This window comes from Brenneria corticis (genome assembly GCF_003115855.1).
Lineage (GTDB): Bacteria > Pseudomonadota > Gammaproteobacteria > Enterobacterales > Enterobacteriaceae > Brenneria > Brenneria corticis.
The window spans coordinates 76,999-91,649 of sequence record NZ_KZ819086.1 but is presented as its reverse complement, the minus strand read 5'-3'; the positions used below and the strand labels follow the sequence as shown (position 1 = coordinate 91,649).

The window sequence follows — 14,651 nt, the reverse complement described above, 5'->3', positions numbered from 1 at the left end:
CCAACGAAGTAATGGCGCTTTTGTTAGGATAACACTCTGATTTAAATATTTATAACTTATCAGTCACCCAAGATTCAATACTGGCTAACGCCGCGGGTAAAGCGGCAATATCGCTGCCGCCGGCCTGCGCCATATCAGGACGCCCACCGCCTTTCCCCCCGACCTGCTGAGCGACATATCCGACCAGTTCTCCGGCTTTTACGCGGTCGGTCAGGTCTTTCGTCACCCCGGAGATAAGGCTAACCTTACCCCCTTCCGTGGTCGCTAACACAATGATGGCCGACCCTAATTGGTTTTTCAGATCGTCCACCATGGTACGCAGCATTTTAGGCTCAACGTTGTCCAACCGGGTGACCAGCAGTTTCGCACCGTTGATATCCAGCGCTTTGCCTGAAAGTGAGGAACTTTCCTGCGCCGCCTGTTGTGCTTTCAACTGTTGAAGCTCTTTTTCCAGCGTACGGGTCCGTTCAAGTACAGAACGTACCTTATCGGCCAGATTATTGCTATCCCCTTTCAGCAGTTGTGTAACATCCTGCAAAACGTCGCTCTGACGGTGCAGCACAGATAGCGCGTTTTCCCCCGTTACCGCTTCAATACGACGGATACCGGCAGCCGTACCGGACTCGGATACGATCTGGAACAGACCGATATCCCCGGTACGGTTGGCGTGCGTACCACCGCACAGTTCGATAGAAAAATCACCCATGGTTAATACCCGGACATGATCTTCGTATTTCTCGCCGAAAAGGGCCATAGCCCCTTTTTCTCTGGCATCGGACAGCGCCATGACTTCTGTTTCTACCGCCAGGTTACGACGAATCTGGGCGTTAACGATATCTTCAACCTGACGAACCTGCTCAGGCTTCATCGCTTCAGAGTGAGAAAAGTCGAAACGGAGGTAGCTATCGTTGACCAGCGACCCCTTCTGCGCGACGTGATCGCCCAGCACCTGACGCAACGCGGCGTGTAACAGGTGCGTCGCCGAATGGTTAAGGCGAATACGGTTACGGCGCGCGCTATCGACAATCGCGTCTACGCTATCATTCACGCGCAGCACGCCTTGCGTCAGCTTACCGATATGGCCGATCGCCTGACCATATTTCTGCGTATCCTGAACGGCAAAACTCACGTTCACGCCTTTTAATTCGCCCCGATCGCCGACCTGGCCGCCGGATTCACCATAAAATGGCGTTTCATTCAGAATAACGACCGCTTCTTCGCCCGCGGCAACCTGATCTACCGCGTTGCCATTGTGATAGAGCGCAATGACTTTTGCCTGCTGGCGCGTTTGCTCGTAGCCGCAGAAAGGCGTTTTGGCATCCACACGAACAAGATTATTGTAATCCACGCCAAACCCGCTGGCTTCACGCGCGCGCTGACGCTGCGCGTCCATTGCCCGGTCAAACCCTTCCTCGTCCACTTTCAGGCCGCGCTCACGGCATACATCAGCCGTCAGATCGATCGGGAAACCATAGGTGTCATACAACCGGAAAGCGGTTTCTCCATCGAGAGTATCGCCTTGCAGATTTTTGATCTCTTCATCCAGGAGGGAAAGACCGCGTTCCAGCGTACGGGCGAATTGCTCTTCTTCCGTTTTCAGCGCTTGCTCGACAATCGCCTGCTGGCTCTTCAGTTCGTCGGCCGCGGAGCCCATTACCTCAATCAGCGGCGCGACCAGCTTATAGAAGAAGGTGTCCGTCGCCCCCAACATATTTCCATGGCGAATCGCCCGGCGGATGATACGGCGCAACACGTAGCCACGGTTTTCATTGGAAGGCATTACGCCATCGGAAACCAGGAAAGCGCAAGATCGGATATGGTCGGCAATTACGCGCAGCGACTTATTATCCAGGTCGCTCGTACCCACCACTTTAGCTACGGCGGCAATCAACGTCTTGAACAAATCGATCTCGTAGTTCGAGTTCACATGTTGCAGCACCGCGGAAAGGCGCTCCAAACCCATTCCGGTATCCACCGAAGGCTTGGGCAGCGGCAGCATCGTTCCGTCGGCCTGACGGTTGAACTGCATAAACACCAGGTTCCAGATCTCGATATAGCGATCGCCATCTTCTTCGGGGCTTCCCGGCGGGCCGCCCGCTACGTGATCGCCATGGTCATAGAATATTTCAGAACAGGGACCGCAAGGACCGGTGTCGCCCATTTGCCAGAAGTTATCTGAAGCATAAGGCGTTCCTTTATTATCTCCGATACGGATAATGCGCTCGTGGGGAACGCCAATTTCGTTGGCCCAGATGCCATATGCCTCATCATCCGTGGCGTATACCGTTACCCACAGTTTCTCTTTCGGCAGGTTGAACCACTGCGGCCCGGTCAGCAGTTCCCATGCGTAATGGATAGCCTGCTGCTTGAAATAGTCGCCGAAGCTGAAATTACCCAGCATTTCAAAAAAGGTATGATGGCGTGCGGTATAACCAACGTTTTCCAAATCGTTGTGCTTGCCGCCCGCGCGCACGCAGCGTTGTGACGTCGTCGCTCGCGAATAGCCACGCTTATCCAGCCCAAGAAACACGTCTTTAAACTGGTTCATACCCGCATTGGTGAACAACAAAGTCGGATCGTTATCCGGCACCAGAGAACTGCTGGGAACAATCTGGTGTCCTTTGCTATGAAAAAAATCGAGAAACGCTTGACGGATCTCAGCGGTGCTCTTGCTCATAATTGTCCTGGAATCAAGCTAAAAGAACAGATCGTGGGCAAGGTTAGTGCAGCATGCTGACGCTACCGTGCAACTCACGAACAAAAAAGTGGGAATAAGATAAATTTTCTTCGATGGGAAGTAAAATCCCGTATGCGTTCAATCTGAAAAATTCGCGTAAATGGATTGGATTTCTTCATGGGAAAAACCACGATACAGCAGATATCGCTGAAGTTTTGCTTTTTCTTTCCATTCAACGGGCAAAAGAGGCCCGAATTTTCGTTCCGCCGCAGATTTGGCCAATTCGCACCAATCGATATCACATTCGGCTAACGCAGCAGCGATGATCGCCTTGTCGATACCTTTCTGGCTTAGTTCGGCCCTGATGCGCTGCATCCCGTACCCTTTAAGGCTACGGCCGCTGATATAGCGACGAGCAAAGCGCTCATCGTCCAGCCAGCCATGATCGGTGCAATAGGCGATGGCTGACTCGATCTCCTCAACGGAACGCGCGGCCATTTCCTCGGCATAGACATCGGCATCGGCTTCCGCCGTGACCGCCTTGTGCTGATACGCCGCAAGTTTGCGGCGTATCTCAACTTCACTATGGTCGCGGACGGAAAGCACATTCATCGCATAGCGTAACGGTTTACTCATTCAGCAATCCAATGAACGGCGTTACGGCAAAGATTAAAACTCCGCATTACCTTCGCCAGCGACGGCTTCATCGTAAACATCGCCAGCGGCAGTTGGAGACAATTCATTGCCTTTATGCAACAGCATGTCACGCAGTTTCTTGTCCAGCTCAGCGGCAATGGCAGGATTTTCTTTCAGGAAATTACCGGCATTGGCTTTACCCTGCCCTATTTTTTCGCCATTGTAGCTGTACCAGGCGCCGGCTTTTTCAATCAGCTTATGCTTAACGCCCAGGTCGACAAGCTCACCGTGAATGTTGATCCCCTCACCGTACAAGATCTGGAATTCGGCCTGCTTGAAAGGCGCCGCCACTTTATTTTTCACCACCTTGACGCGGGTTTCGCTGCCGACCACTTCATCGCCTTCCTTGATAGAGCCGATGCGGCGGATATCCAGACGAACGGAGGCATAAAATTTCAGCGCATTACCGCCGGTGGTGGTTTCAGGGTTACCGAACATCACCCCGATCTTCATACGAATCTGGTTAATGAAAATCAGCAGCGTATTGGCCTGTTTCAGGTTACCCGCCAATTTACGCATCGCCTGACTCATCATTCGAGCGGCCAGCCCCATATGCGAATCACCGATTTCACCTTCGATTTCGGCTTTAGGGGTCAACGCCGCGACGGAGTCGACGATGATGACATCCACCGCGCCGGAGCGCGTCAGGGCATCACAGATTTCCAGCGCCTGCTCGCCGGTATCCGGCTGGGAACACAGCAGGTTATCGATGTCTACGCCAAGTTTCTTGGCATAAATCGGGTCCAGCGCATGTTCCGCGTCAATAAAGGCACAGGTCTTGCCCTCCCGCTGAGCGGAGGCAATCACCTGCAACGTCAGGGTTGTTTTACCTGATGATTCAGGACCGTAAATCTCAACGATACGGCCCATCGGCAAGCCGCCGGCGCCCAATGCAATATCAAGAGACAGAGAGCCGGTAGAAATCGTTTCAACATCCATTGAGCGATCTTCGCCCAAACGCATGATAGAACCTTTACCAAATTGCTTTTCGATCTGACCCAATGCTGCTGCCAGTGCCTTTTGTTTGTTCTCATCAATCGCCATTTCTGCTCCTGTCATGCGGCGTAAAGCGTTCTCTACGCGGCCACTTAATCACGGGTTACCGAATAATTGCTGATATTATACTGTATACACATACAGCATCAAGATTATTTTTGCAGAAACTCATCAAGCAGCGTTTGCAGCGCAAAATGGACCGACTGCAAACGTACCGCGTTTCTGTCGCCGCTGAATAACGCTTTGCGGGTAAAGGCGTGCCCCTGATTATCGGTAAAGCCAAACCATACCGTGCCTACCGGTTTTTCATCAGACCCGCCGTCCGGCCCGGCAATACCGCTAACAGAGACGGCAAAATCCGCGCCGGCCGCCAGCAGCGCTCCGGCCGCCATTTCCTGCACCACCTCGGAACTCACCGCGCCATAGTTCGATAACGTATTTTCATTAACCTTAACCAAGTCCTGCTTGGCCTGGTTGCTGTACGTAACAAAACCATAATCAAACCAGCCGGAACTGCCGGCGATATCGGTGATTATTTTAGCCAGCCACCCTCCGGTGCAGGACTCTGCGCAGGTCATTTTTGCGCCGCGCGCCTTGAGCCGATCGCCGACCAGGCCGCTTAACCGTAAAATGTCTGTTTCCGCCATTGCCGTATCATCTTAATCAGGAGTTAATAAATCAGGGTAGCACTTTTCCTTGGAAAAGAGGCTGGATCACCCTATATGCGAAACGTCTCGCAAGGAAGAAATGTTACATTACCCACAGGCGAGGCCGGTTCTTCTTCCCGCTTTGCTTCATGGTCAATATCAGTCAAAATGACCCCAAAGAGGCCCTTTCGGGCTAAAAATCCATTAGGGAGACTCTTGATGCGACCTTCTTTTCTAAAAAACATCGGTATTATAAGCAATAGTGATTCAGATGAAATCTGCAGCAGCATCATCATTGATCGTCCGGCTGAAACCCTGTTTGCGCTGTGGCGTAAACCAGAAACGCTGCCGGTTTTAATGAATCATTTCGCTACCATCGACATTCTTAACCATACCGATTCACGATGGCGCGTTAACACCCCCTTCGGCGCGCTGATTGAATGGCAGGCAAGAATTGTTGATGAAGCCCCCGGGGAATATATCTACTGGCGTTCTCTGCCAGGCGCGCGCATTCCCAATGAAGGACGATTATCGTTCAAACCGGCCCCGTCAGGCGCCGGAACAGAAGTCACCTTGATGATTCGCTTCGATCCGCCGGGCGGACTGCTGGGGAAAAAAATCAGCCAGATGTTCGACATCTTATCCAAGGATATGTTGACGAAAACGCTCTCTCGTTTCAAAAAACTGGCAGAAAGCGACGGTGCCCCCAAAGAAAATGACCACCCGTAATATATTGTCAGACCATTACTTACCCTATTAGAAAAACAGCTAACGGGAGATTAAATGCTGGAGTTGATTCAAACCATCGGACTTGGCTTAGTACTGATTTTACCCCTCGCCAATCCCCTGACAACGGTGGCGCTGTTTTTGGGGCTGGCGGGAAATATGAGTTACCGCGAACGGAATCGGCAGATATTTCAGGCATCGTTATACGTTTTCCTCATTCTGACCGGCGCATTTTATAGCGGGCAAATCGTTATGAATACCTTTGGTATTTCCATTCCCGGGTTGCGTATTGCCGGCGGGCTGATTGTGGCTTTTATTGGTTTCCGTATGCTGTTTCCGGTGCAGAAACCGGAGCACGCGCCGGAAGTGACAAGTAAAGCCGATGAAATCCATAACAGCGAATCCTCCAGTGTGGTCAATATCGCCTTTGTGCCATTGGCAATGCCCAGTACCGCAGGGCCGGGGACCATCGCGCTTATCATCAGTTCCGCATCGCAAATAAAAAGCGGTTTGGATATTACGCCGTGGGTGCTTACGGTCGCTCCGGTCCTGACGTTTATAATTGTCAGCCTTATTCTGTGGCTCAGCCTGAAAAGTTCAGGATTTATTATGCGACTGGTTGGGAAAAGCGGCATTGAGGCCATTTCCCGCCTGATGGGCTTTCTGTTGGTATGTATGGGCGTTCAGTTCGTCATCAACGGCACATTAGAGATTATCGCCACCCTTCATTAGGTGGGGCGATGCCAATACCAGGCCGGCGGATAGTCGAATTTACTCGCCGGCCTATCCCTTGACAGTATCCGTATGCAGTGCTTGATTTAAGGTAAAAACGGTTCGATTCGTTTCCCCACCCACCTTGAATAAAGGCATTAATATGTTCACTCGTCGCAAATTTATATTGGCAACATCAGGAGCATTTATTTTCCCCGCCTTACCAAACCAGGCTCTCGCTTCTCAGGCCGTTTTCAAAAATGATCAAGTCAGCCGCGATATTCAACAAGCATTATTAACGCATTTTAAAGACGGCAAACTCTCCGCATCCCTCGCCGCCCACATTATCGACGTCGGCCTGGACTGGCAGTTACCTGAAATTGAAGTGAGCAAGATCGATTGCATCGTCGCTTATGCATTTGGCAATCGTCCTAATAAACAAAGCGCGGGTTCGGCGGGAAGCAGTGAAAACCTGGTTGGATTACCCGATCCAGGGCCGACTAATGAAGCCCTAGCCGATACCGTTTATCAAATTTATAAGCTGAAACCGGTACCTATTTATGCCCAGTGGGAAATCGCCCGGTTTCTGACATCCAAATATAAATTGGATAAAGAACTCTTCTCCGTTGAGCCGGTAAAGAACAGTGATGGAACGATAACCTATCTCAGTACCGATGGCGTCGCCAAAGCTATCGTTGACAAAGAGGGGAGCGCCGAAAAATTAGGCAATGTTGCGGTGGTGGCTCATCAGGATCACGCCAAACGATGTATTCAAACGTCGAATAGCATCGGTTTACGTGCTTTTGCGGTAAAAGAAGTGGCATTACCCACCCAGTATGATGAATTATCAGGCCAGCCTTGGACACGTGACCGCGAAACGTATTTACTACATGATATGTTCGTACAAATGCGCAACCTCAGAGATAAAAGAATCAAGGAGCTCTATCCCCAGGGTTGAAATATAAATTAAACGTTTTTTTTGAGCGTGTTGGAAGTATCATAGATTCTGTGTCATTTCTGTAATATATCCGCCAAAAGAAATGACACATGTCCCTAAAATTATTCCCCTCTCATTACGCTGGCTGCCAAAAGGAAGCCCCAGGAAGTAAACGTCACTTTTGCGCCCTATGTTTTAACCGGTACTCCCTGATAAAGCCCTGCGGCCGGTAGATCAGCATGACGATAAGGCCCAGCCCGATAAGCATCAGGCGCAGCGAGGCCAGTTGGCTTGGCGTAAGCCAGGAGACGTAATCATTGAGAAAGCGCGTGCCTTCCAGCAGCAAAATGACGGTGGCCGAACTCAGCAGGACGCCGACATTGCTGCCGCGCCCGCCGATAATTACCGCCATAAAGGCATAGGCGGTGATCGCCGGACCAAACTGGGTGGGATCGATATATTGATAATAAAAAGCATGAAAACAGCCGGCGACGCCGATCGCGCCGCCGCCCAGGGCGAACAGACGTAACCGGAAGGAGAGAACGCTCTTGCCCAGCGTTGCGACCACCAGCGGATCGTCGCGCAGCGCCCGGGCGGTCCGGCCGAGCGGAGCCCGCGCCACGCCTTCATACAGCAAAAATATCGCCGCCAGCGCCCCCAGGACCACCAGCAAAAAAGCGCCGTCTCCGCCAATCAGGCGCGGTATGCCGGATATCCCCAGACTTCCCCGGGTAAGCCACTCTTCATGGACGATCGCCAGTTTGAGACTTTCGGCAAAGCCGAGCGTGACTATCGCCAGGTAGTCATCCGACAGGCGAAGCGAGATAAGGCTCACCAGCGCGCTGGCCAGGGCGGTGATCAGCACCGCCGCCAGCATGGCAAGCCAGGGATCCCAATGCCACTGCACGGTTAATTGCCCGCAGAGATAAGCGGCCAGCATATAAAAACCAAACAGCCCGAAGTTGACCAGGCCGGATAATCCCCATTGCATATTGAGCGCCAGGCCGACAATGGCGGAGATCGCCACCAGCACCAGAATAGAAAACAGATAAGCAGTCATTTTTTCACCCACTGAGCGCCTAACAGGCCGGACGGTTTTAGCATCAGCAACAGGCTGAGCACCAGAAAAGCCACCAAGGTGCGGTAGTGAGGCGGCAATATCATCGTCGACAGTTCGCTTAGCATCCCCATAATCAGCGCACCCGCAATGGCCCCCAGCGGATTACTCAGGCCGCCCAGAATGGCGGCGGCAAAGACCGGCAGCACATAGTTCCACCCCATCAGGGGGTCCAGCGTCGAATCCAACCCGATAAGCATGCCGGCGATGGCCGATAGCGCGCCGGATAAAATCCAGGTCATCGATACCACCCGCTGATGGGATATACCGCGCGTCGCCGCCAGATCCGGGTTATCAGCCACCGCCCGCATGGCGCGGCCCAGGCGCGTATAATGGAAGATCAGGCCTATCAGCGCCAGACAGCCGAAACTGATGCCGGCGGTCAACAGTTGCTCATGATTAATGCGCAGGCCGCCCCACAGCAAGGGACGGGCGACCTCCACCGCGTAGCCGACCGGGGTGCCGCCGGCGAAAAAGCGCACCAGATTTTCCAGAATCAATGCCACGCCCATTGACGCCACCAGCAGCGTAATGCTGGATCGCCCGAGCAGACGGCGGTAGACCAGCAGGTCGATCGCCACCGCCAACAGCGCCGCCAGCACGGTGCCGAGCAGGCAGGCAAGCGGCAGGCTGAGACCGAATAGCGTATTGCACCAATAAATCAGATAGGCGCCGGCGGTGACCATGGCTCCGATGGCAAAGTTGGCGAAGCGCAGTACGCTGAAGGTCAAGGAGAGAGCCAATGCGGGCAAGGCAACCAATACGCCGGTCACCGCCCCGTTAAATAACAGTTGCATCATTGCGCGTGGCCCAAAAAAAGAGCGTGTAAGTGTGCGTTCCGCGCCAGCTCGGCCGCCGGCGCCAGCAGTCTTACCTGACCGGCGACCAGCACCAGGCCGGTATCCGCCACGGAAAGGCCGAGTTTGACATTCTGTTCAATCATCAGCAGCGTAATACCGGTGCGGCGTATTCGGGCGATACTCTCGAACAATAGCCCGGCATTGCGCGGCGACAACCCGGCCGAGGGTTCATCAAGCACCAGAAGCGACGGCTCCAGCATCAGGGCCGACGCCATCGCCACCATTTGCCGCTGTCCGCCGCTCAGCAAGCCGGTGGTTTTACTCAGATGAGGGCGCAGCTCGGGGAAAAGATCCAACGCCTTTTCCATTCTGGCCCGCAGGGTTTTGGCGGATTGTTTGCGGTGCGCGAACTCGCCGCTGGTGCGCAGATTGTCGCTGATGTTCATATTGGGAAAGATATTTTTTTCTTGCGGAACATAGGCCAGACCCAGCCGGGCGCGCTGCGGCGCCCGGCTGGCGGTAATGTCGCGGCCGTCCAGTTCAATTCGGCCGTCGGAGACCGCCAGCAGCCCCACCAGCGTTTTCAGCAAGGTGGACTTGCCGGAACCATTCGGTCCGATGATGGTTAGCGCCCCTCCCGCCGGGACGTCGAGATTGATGCCATGAAGAATATTTTTCCCATGATAACCGGCATACAGCCGTTCAACTTTTAATGCGGTTGCCATGGTTACATCCCCAGATAAGCCTGCTGCACGCGACGATCGGCGGCAATGGTCTCGAAGCTGCCCTGAGTCAGCACCCGCCCTTCGGCCAATACGTAAACCGTATCGCACAGCGCCGCCATCAACGCCATATTGTGCTCGACCACGGCAAAGGTTTTGCCTTGCGCGCGCAGCGCGAGGATGAAAGCGACCAGCTCATCGATCGTTGCCGGATTCACGCCGGCGGCCGGCTCATCCAGCAGGATCACCGCGGGATCGCTCATCAGCGCCCGGCATAGCTCCAGCAGTTTTTTTTGCCCTCCGGACAGGCTGCCGGCCGGCTCATTGCGCAGCGCGCGCAAATGAACGCGCTCCAATAACGCCAGGGCTTTGTCGATCGCCGCCTGTTCCGCACGCCTTGCGTCTTTAGGGGTCAGGAAGATGCGCCATAGGGCATCGCCCGGCTGACGCGGGGCGGCCAGCAATAAATTCTCCAGCAGCGTGAGGCTATCAAGCTCGCGGGAAAGCTGGAATGTACGGCTAATACCCAGCGCGGCGCGCCGGTGTATCGCCAGCCGGGTGATATCTCGCTCGCCCCAACACACCTGACCGGCGTCCGGCGTCAGGGCGCCGGCCAAAATATTAAACAACGTGGTTTTACCCGCGCCGTTTGGGCCGACAATCCCGGTGATCCGGCCCGGCTCCACCACCAGCGAGGTTTGTTGCAGCGCCGCCACCCCGCCAAAGGCGTGGGAAACATTGCGGGCGGTGAGCCGGTAACCGGCGGGCACGCTTTGCGACGCCGACATCATTTCAAAACATCCACCTGCTGGTTAACCCCATCGCGAATAATGAAATGACCGTATAGGCGGTTGAGCTGGTCGCCGGTGGGGGTAAAGGTAAACTGGGAGCCCGCTCCGCTATAGGCGATGTTTTTACCGGCGCGCAGCGCGTTAAGCCCCGCGACCGGGCTTTCGACTTTTACGCCTGGGCCGTTGACGACGTCCGGGATCGAGCGGGCAAATACCCGCGGCTCCGCGCTGCCGGATTTTTCAATCGCCAGGGCCAGAACGGAGATTTCATCCCATACGTTAGACGGAAAGATCGCCAGCGTATTGGGGGAGATACCCGCCTTTTCGGCAAAAATATGATAGGCGGCGGAATCTTGCGGCGGAATGGATTGGATATGATGAATCCCCTCCGCTACCGCTTTGCCGACGTTTTTGACAAAGGCGCCTTCGGCGTCCGCCGCCGAAGAATTGGCGTAGAGGGTACTGTTAAAGCCGCTGCGGTATATTTCCCGCGCAATGGCGGATAAGTCCGGCAGATAGCTGGGGACGAAAACGGCGTCCGGTTTTTGGGCAAAGGCTTTCTCCACTTCCGCCCGATAGGAGGGCTGGCCGGGATTGTAATAAACGGTATCCAGAACGCGCCCGCCGGCGGCGGTAAACTCCTGGATAAAAGGATCGACCATGCTCAGGGTGAACGGCGTGTGCAGCACCAGCAGGGATGCGGTATGCGCCCCGTCCTTAACGGCGGCGCGGGCGAACGCCTTGCCCCAGTCCCGGCCGGTGGCCTGGAAGCGCCACACCAGCCCCTGATTATCCCCCTGGGTGATCTCATCACCGGAGCCGGTGACCAGCAGCGGGATGCCTTTCTCAATGGTCAGTGGTTTCACGGCCATGGCCACGGCGCTGCTCCATAGCCCGACGATGGCGGAAACGCGGGAGACGTCGATTAATTTTCGCGCCGCCGCGACGCCCGCCGTGGGGTTGCTCTCATCGTCGGCGACGATAATTTCGATCTTGCGTCCGTTCAGCACGCCGCCCGCGTCCTGATTGATAAATTCGGCGGCTTTCCCGGCCGCTGCCGCCATGCCGGCGCCATAGGCGCCGCCTCCGCCGCTCAGCGGCACCAATACCCCGATACGAATCGGTTCCGCCGTCTGCGCCCCGGCCATGTGGGAGAACGCCAGTACGGCCAGAAGGGATAGCGCGAAACGCCGGATAACGCCGAACAGCTTATGACCAGCCAAGGTGAATAAAAACGTCATGAACCACTCCTGCAATAAATGCCGAACACTCTGGCGATACGAACTCAGCCAATCTGTAATGCCTGATTAAAGCGATTGAAAAACCCGCACAGCGCAATACGCAAGGTGAGCTCGACGATTTGCGATTCGCTGAACTGCGCCCGCAGGCGGTCGAACAATCCGTCGCGGATACGCTGAGGCGACTGGGTTACCGCAATGGCGTATTCAACCACCAGTTTATCCACCTCGCTCAGTTCAGGATGTTGGGCGTAATCCAGCAGTTCGCGCACACCCTCCGTCGATATGCCTTCCACCGCCAGACGGGGAGCATGGTTATCCACGCAATAGGTACATTCATTAATCAGCGAAACCACCACGATGCTCAGTTCGATATAACGTTGGGCGATGCCGCCGCGCGCCTTGAGCTCCAGCAGCAAACCGAACAGATGCTCCGCCGCCGGCCGCACATGCGACATCACCGAAAACTGATCGACAAATACTGCGCCATTTTGGGTATAACGCCGGAACAGCTCCCCCAGCGGCCCATCAAATGTGCGGGGATCCGGTTCGGAAATACGGGGCATAATTTCTCCTGAATAAACGGGGATTAACGAGGATTGGCGTTATCGTTGCGATAGCGGCTGCCGTCATGGGTTGGCGGCAGATAAGGGTCGCCGGCGAACAGTTTCTCCCGCAGCGTTCCCGGCGCATAGGCCGTTTTATAGGCCCCCCGCCGCTGAAGTTCGGGGATCAACAGCCTGACGATGTCTTCAAAGGTTCTGGGCGATTCCACGTAGGCGAGGTTAAAACCGTCGATACCGGTATCCGCCACCCAGGACTGCAACTCATCGGCGACGTGGGCGGCATCGCCCACCACCACCGGCCCGCGCCCTCCCACCGAAACGAACTCCACGGCGTCGCGCACCGTCCAGATGCGGTTGGGATCCAGAATGCTAAAGGATGCCAGCGCTGATTGCCCGGCATCGGTATCGACATAGGCCAGCGTATCGTCAGGGTGATAACGCGAAAGATCGATACCGGTCCAGCCGGCCAGCAGCGTGCGGGCGCCGTCATAGCTTGCCCGCGCCAGATAGTGGTGGAAACGCGCATTCGCCAGCGCCATGCTATCGTCGACGATAACGGTAAACATGGCGAAAATACGCACGGAATCAGTGGGGCGGCCCGCCTTAAGCAGGTCAGCGCGGAGCGCATCCACGGTACGGCGCAACCCATCGCGCGTCGGCGCGCCGACAAAAATGCACTCCGCGTGCTGCGCCGCGAACCGGGTACCGCGCACGGAACCGCCAGCCTGGAAAAGAACCGGCGTACGCTGCGGCGAGGGTTCGCACTGATAAATCCCGTGCGATTGAAAATAGGGCCCCTGATGCTCGACGCGCCGTATTTTATCGGGATCCGCGTAGACGCCCCGCTCCTGATCGCGTAGCACCGCGCCCTCTTGCCAGCTGCCTTCCCACAGCTTATAGCAAAGGCTCAGGTAATCATCGGCGCGATCGTAGCGCTGGTCATGGGATAACGGCTGAGAAAGTCCCAGGCTTGCCGCGCCGCTGGAAAGATAAGAGGTGACGATATTCCAGGCTATCCGCCCTCCGGTCAGATGGTCGAGGGTGGAAAACCGGCGTGCGAGCAAATAGGGAGGCTCATAGGTCACCGAGGCGGTGACGCCGAAACCGAGATGTTGCGTAGCCTGCGACATCAGCGGGACCAGAGGGAAAGGGTCGTTCATCGGCACCTGCGCCGCATGGCGTAGCGCGCTGTCTGCCGAATCGCCATCAACGTCGTAAATACCCAGCACATCCCCCAGAAACAGACCGTCAAATAACCCGTCTTCAAGTAACCTGGCCAGACCGATCCAGTACTGTGGCTGCAGATAACGGAGGGAGTTATCCTGGGGTGAAGTCCACTGTCCAGGCGCCAAATGTCCGATGCAATTCATCATGAACGCATTAAAACGTATCTCTTTGGTCATTAGCCATTTCCACCATGGTAAGGCCTCTCGGAAATACGACTATCTAATCCGAGCTTACCGCTTAGCCTGCTTGTTATTATTTATTAAGGCATTGGCCCGCCAGGGCGCAAAACACATATTTTTTCTAATGAAAGTTAAAAAATGGCGAAAGAGGCAATGCAGGACGATAGCCCATTATGTAGGAATGATAAGATATTGACGCTGATAATTGAGCGCCTTTTCTTAACGTTGATGAGTCGCGGACTAATGACTATTGATTTTTTTGGGGGGATTACCGCGGCACTGGTTAAGCAAGCCAAATTACACAGCATTTTTCTCGTTGTCCCACCCGAGCACATCAAGGCGCGTATTGTACAGAGTCTTGAGCATAGAAACCCAGGATGGGTCGATTTTATTTTATCGCTTGGAGGGATCGATCAAGCAACCTCGCACTTTATAAAACAGCAGGAGAATATGTTCAGCCTAAATGAGACTATTAGCACATATAAGCACGCAATAATCGAAGTGGATGATATAGCAGATCTATCCGATGAAACGCTACTGGAGAATATTCTACGCCCCATTTATTAGCATTCTGAAATAGCGAGAAAACAGAACAAGAATTTTTGTAACGAATACTTTTCA

General features: G+C 54.6%; 15 protein-coding genes. 4 read left to right on the top strand and 11 right to left on the bottom strand.

The features are described 5' to 3' along the window. Positions 1–49 precede the first annotated feature (49 nt). From alaS to pncC, 4 genes are all read right to left on the bottom strand, one after another. Positions 50–2,677: an alanine--tRNA ligase gene (gene alaS, locus DDT56_RS17160; RefSeq protein WP_136167650.1), complete on the bottom strand. Its 2,628-nt coding sequence runs from the start codon at positions 2,675–2,677 to the stop codon at positions 50–52. Between the two features lie 138 nt (positions 2,678–2,815). After that, positions 2,816–3,313 carry a recombination regulator RecX gene (recX, locus tag DDT56_RS17155; RefSeq protein WP_136167649.1) on the bottom strand — a complete coding sequence of 166 codons (498 nt, stop codon included), beginning with the start codon at positions 3,311–3,313 and terminating at the stop codon, positions 2,816–2,818. A 33-nt stretch (positions 3,314–3,346) separates the two neighbouring features. Next, on the bottom strand, positions 3,347–4,417 hold the full coding sequence (gene recA, locus DDT56_RS17150) for a recombinase RecA (RefSeq protein WP_136167648.1): 1,071 nt from the start codon (positions 4,415–4,417) through the stop codon (positions 3,347–3,349). A 104-nt stretch (positions 4,418–4,521) separates the two neighbouring features. Further along, a complete protein-coding gene (gene pncC / locus DDT56_RS17145; protein WP_136167647.1) occupies positions 4,522–5,016 on the bottom strand; it encodes a nicotinamide-nucleotide amidase in 495 nt (164 codons plus the stop codon). Between the two features lie 219 nt (positions 5,017–5,235). Between pncC and DDT56_RS17140 the strand changes: the two genes are divergently transcribed. From DDT56_RS17140 to DDT56_RS17130, 3 genes are all read left to right on the top strand, one after another. Continuing rightward, a complete protein-coding gene (locus DDT56_RS17140) occupies positions 5,236–5,745 on the top strand; it encodes an SRPBCC family protein (protein WP_136167646.1) in 510 nt (169 codons plus the stop codon). Between the two features lie 54 nt (positions 5,746–5,799). After that, entirely contained in the window at positions 5,800–6,474 is a 675-nt protein-coding gene (locus tag DDT56_RS17135; protein WP_136167645.1) for a MarC family NAAT transporter, read from the top strand. Positions 6,475–6,616: 142 nt separating this feature from the next. Then, positions 6,617–7,411, top strand: coding sequence for a hypothetical protein (locus DDT56_RS17130; protein WP_136167644.1), 795 nt, complete (start codon positions 6,617–6,619; stop codon positions 7,409–7,411). 154 nt (positions 7,412–7,565) lie between these two features. On the opposite strand, the gene DDT56_RS17125 is transcribed toward DDT56_RS17130, so the two are convergent. Genes DDT56_RS17125 through DDT56_RS17095 form a run of 7 tightly spaced genes read right to left on the bottom strand, consistent with a single transcriptional unit; the run spans position 7,566 to position 14,027 of the window. Then, a complete protein-coding gene (locus DDT56_RS17125; RefSeq protein ID WP_009111707.1) occupies positions 7,566–8,450 on the bottom strand; it encodes a branched-chain amino acid ABC transporter permease in 885 nt (294 codons plus the stop codon). Then, positions 8,447–9,307, bottom strand: coding sequence for a branched-chain amino acid ABC transporter permease (locus tag DDT56_RS17120; protein WP_136167643.1), 861 nt, complete (start codon positions 9,305–9,307; stop codon positions 8,447–8,449). The genes DDT56_RS17125 and DDT56_RS17120 overlap by 4 nt, the downstream gene beginning before the upstream one ends. After that, complete coding sequence (locus DDT56_RS17115) at positions 9,304–10,032, bottom strand: ABC transporter ATP-binding protein (RefSeq protein WP_136167642.1); 729 nt, start codon at positions 10,030–10,032, stop codon at positions 9,304–9,306. The genes DDT56_RS17120 and DDT56_RS17115 overlap by 4 nt, the downstream gene beginning before the upstream one ends. A gap of 2 nt (positions 10,033–10,034) precedes the next feature. Further along, positions 10,035–10,820 carry an ABC transporter ATP-binding protein gene (locus DDT56_RS17110; protein WP_136167641.1) on the bottom strand — a complete coding sequence of 262 codons (786 nt, stop codon included), beginning with the start codon at positions 10,818–10,820 and terminating at the stop codon, positions 10,035–10,037. After that, positions 10,817–12,061, bottom strand: a complete 1,245-nt coding sequence (locus DDT56_RS17105) for an ABC transporter substrate-binding protein (RefSeq protein ID WP_136167640.1) — start codon at positions 12,059–12,061, stop codon at positions 10,817–10,819. The genes DDT56_RS17110 and DDT56_RS17105 overlap by 4 nt, the downstream gene beginning before the upstream one ends. A gap of 44 nt (positions 12,062–12,105) precedes the next feature. Continuing rightward, on the bottom strand, positions 12,106–12,624 hold the full coding sequence (locus DDT56_RS17100; RefSeq protein WP_136167639.1) for a carboxymuconolactone decarboxylase family protein: 519 nt from the start codon (positions 12,622–12,624) through the stop codon (positions 12,106–12,108). Between the two features lie 23 nt (positions 12,625–12,647). After that, positions 12,648–14,027 carry an LLM class flavin-dependent oxidoreductase gene (locus DDT56_RS17095; protein WP_136167638.1) on the bottom strand — a complete coding sequence of 460 codons (1,380 nt, stop codon included), beginning with the start codon at positions 14,025–14,027 and terminating at the stop codon, positions 12,648–12,650. Positions 14,028–14,168: 141 nt separating this feature from the next. On the opposite strand from DDT56_RS17095, the gene DDT56_RS17090 reads away from it, so the two are divergent. After that, entirely contained in the window at positions 14,169–14,597 is a 429-nt protein-coding gene (locus DDT56_RS17090; RefSeq protein WP_136167637.1) for a hypothetical protein, read from the top strand. Positions 14,598–14,651 lie beyond the last annotated feature (54 nt).

Bases quoted from the DNA above. Each gene is read 5' to 3' on its own strand.
- alaS (WP_136167650.1), bottom strand. From the start codon at position 2,677: ATGAGCAAGAGCACCGCTGAGATCCGTCAAGCGTTTCTCGATTTTTTT.
- recX (WP_136167649.1), bottom strand. From the start codon at position 3,313: ATGAGTAAACCGTTACGCTATGCGATGAATGTGCTTTCCGTCCGCGAC.
- recA (WP_136167648.1), bottom strand. From the start codon at position 4,417: ATGGCGATTGATGAGAACAAACAAAAGGCACTGGCAGCAGCATTGGGT.
- pncC (WP_136167647.1), bottom strand. From the start codon at position 5,016: ATGGCGGAAACAGACATTTTACGGTTAAGCGGCCTGGTCGGCGATCGG.
- DDT56_RS17140 (WP_136167646.1), top strand. From the start codon at position 5,236: ATGCGACCTTCTTTTCTAAAAAACATCGGTATTATAAGCAATAGTGAT.
- DDT56_RS17135 (WP_136167645.1), top strand. From the start codon at position 5,800: ATGCTGGAGTTGATTCAAACCATCGGACTTGGCTTAGTACTGATTTTA.
- DDT56_RS17130 (WP_136167644.1), top strand. From the start codon at position 6,617: ATGTTCACTCGTCGCAAATTTATATTGGCAACATCAGGAGCATTTATT.
- DDT56_RS17125 (WP_009111707.1), bottom strand. From the start codon at position 8,450: ATGACTGCTTATCTGTTTTCTATTCTGGTGCTGGTGGCGATCTCCGCC.
- DDT56_RS17120 (WP_136167643.1), bottom strand. From the start codon at position 9,307: ATGATGCAACTGTTATTTAACGGGGCGGTGACCGGCGTATTGGTTGCC.
- DDT56_RS17115 (WP_136167642.1), bottom strand. From the start codon at position 10,032: ATGGCAACCGCATTAAAAGTTGAACGGCTGTATGCCGGTTATCATGGG.
- DDT56_RS17110 (WP_136167641.1), bottom strand. From the start codon at position 10,820: ATGATGTCGGCGTCGCAAAGCGTGCCCGCCGGTTACCGGCTCACCGCC.
- DDT56_RS17105 (WP_136167640.1), bottom strand. From the start codon at position 12,061: ATGACGTTTTTATTCACCTTGGCTGGTCATAAGCTGTTCGGCGTTATC.
- DDT56_RS17100 (WP_136167639.1), bottom strand. From the start codon at position 12,624: ATGCCCCGTATTTCCGAACCGGATCCCCGCACATTTGATGGGCCGCTG.
- DDT56_RS17095 (WP_136167638.1), bottom strand. From the start codon at position 14,027: ATGACCAAAGAGATACGTTTTAATGCGTTCATGATGAATTGCATCGGA.
- DDT56_RS17090 (WP_136167637.1), top strand. From the start codon at position 14,169: ATGGCGAAAGAGGCAATGCAGGACGATAGCCCATTATGTAGGAATGAT.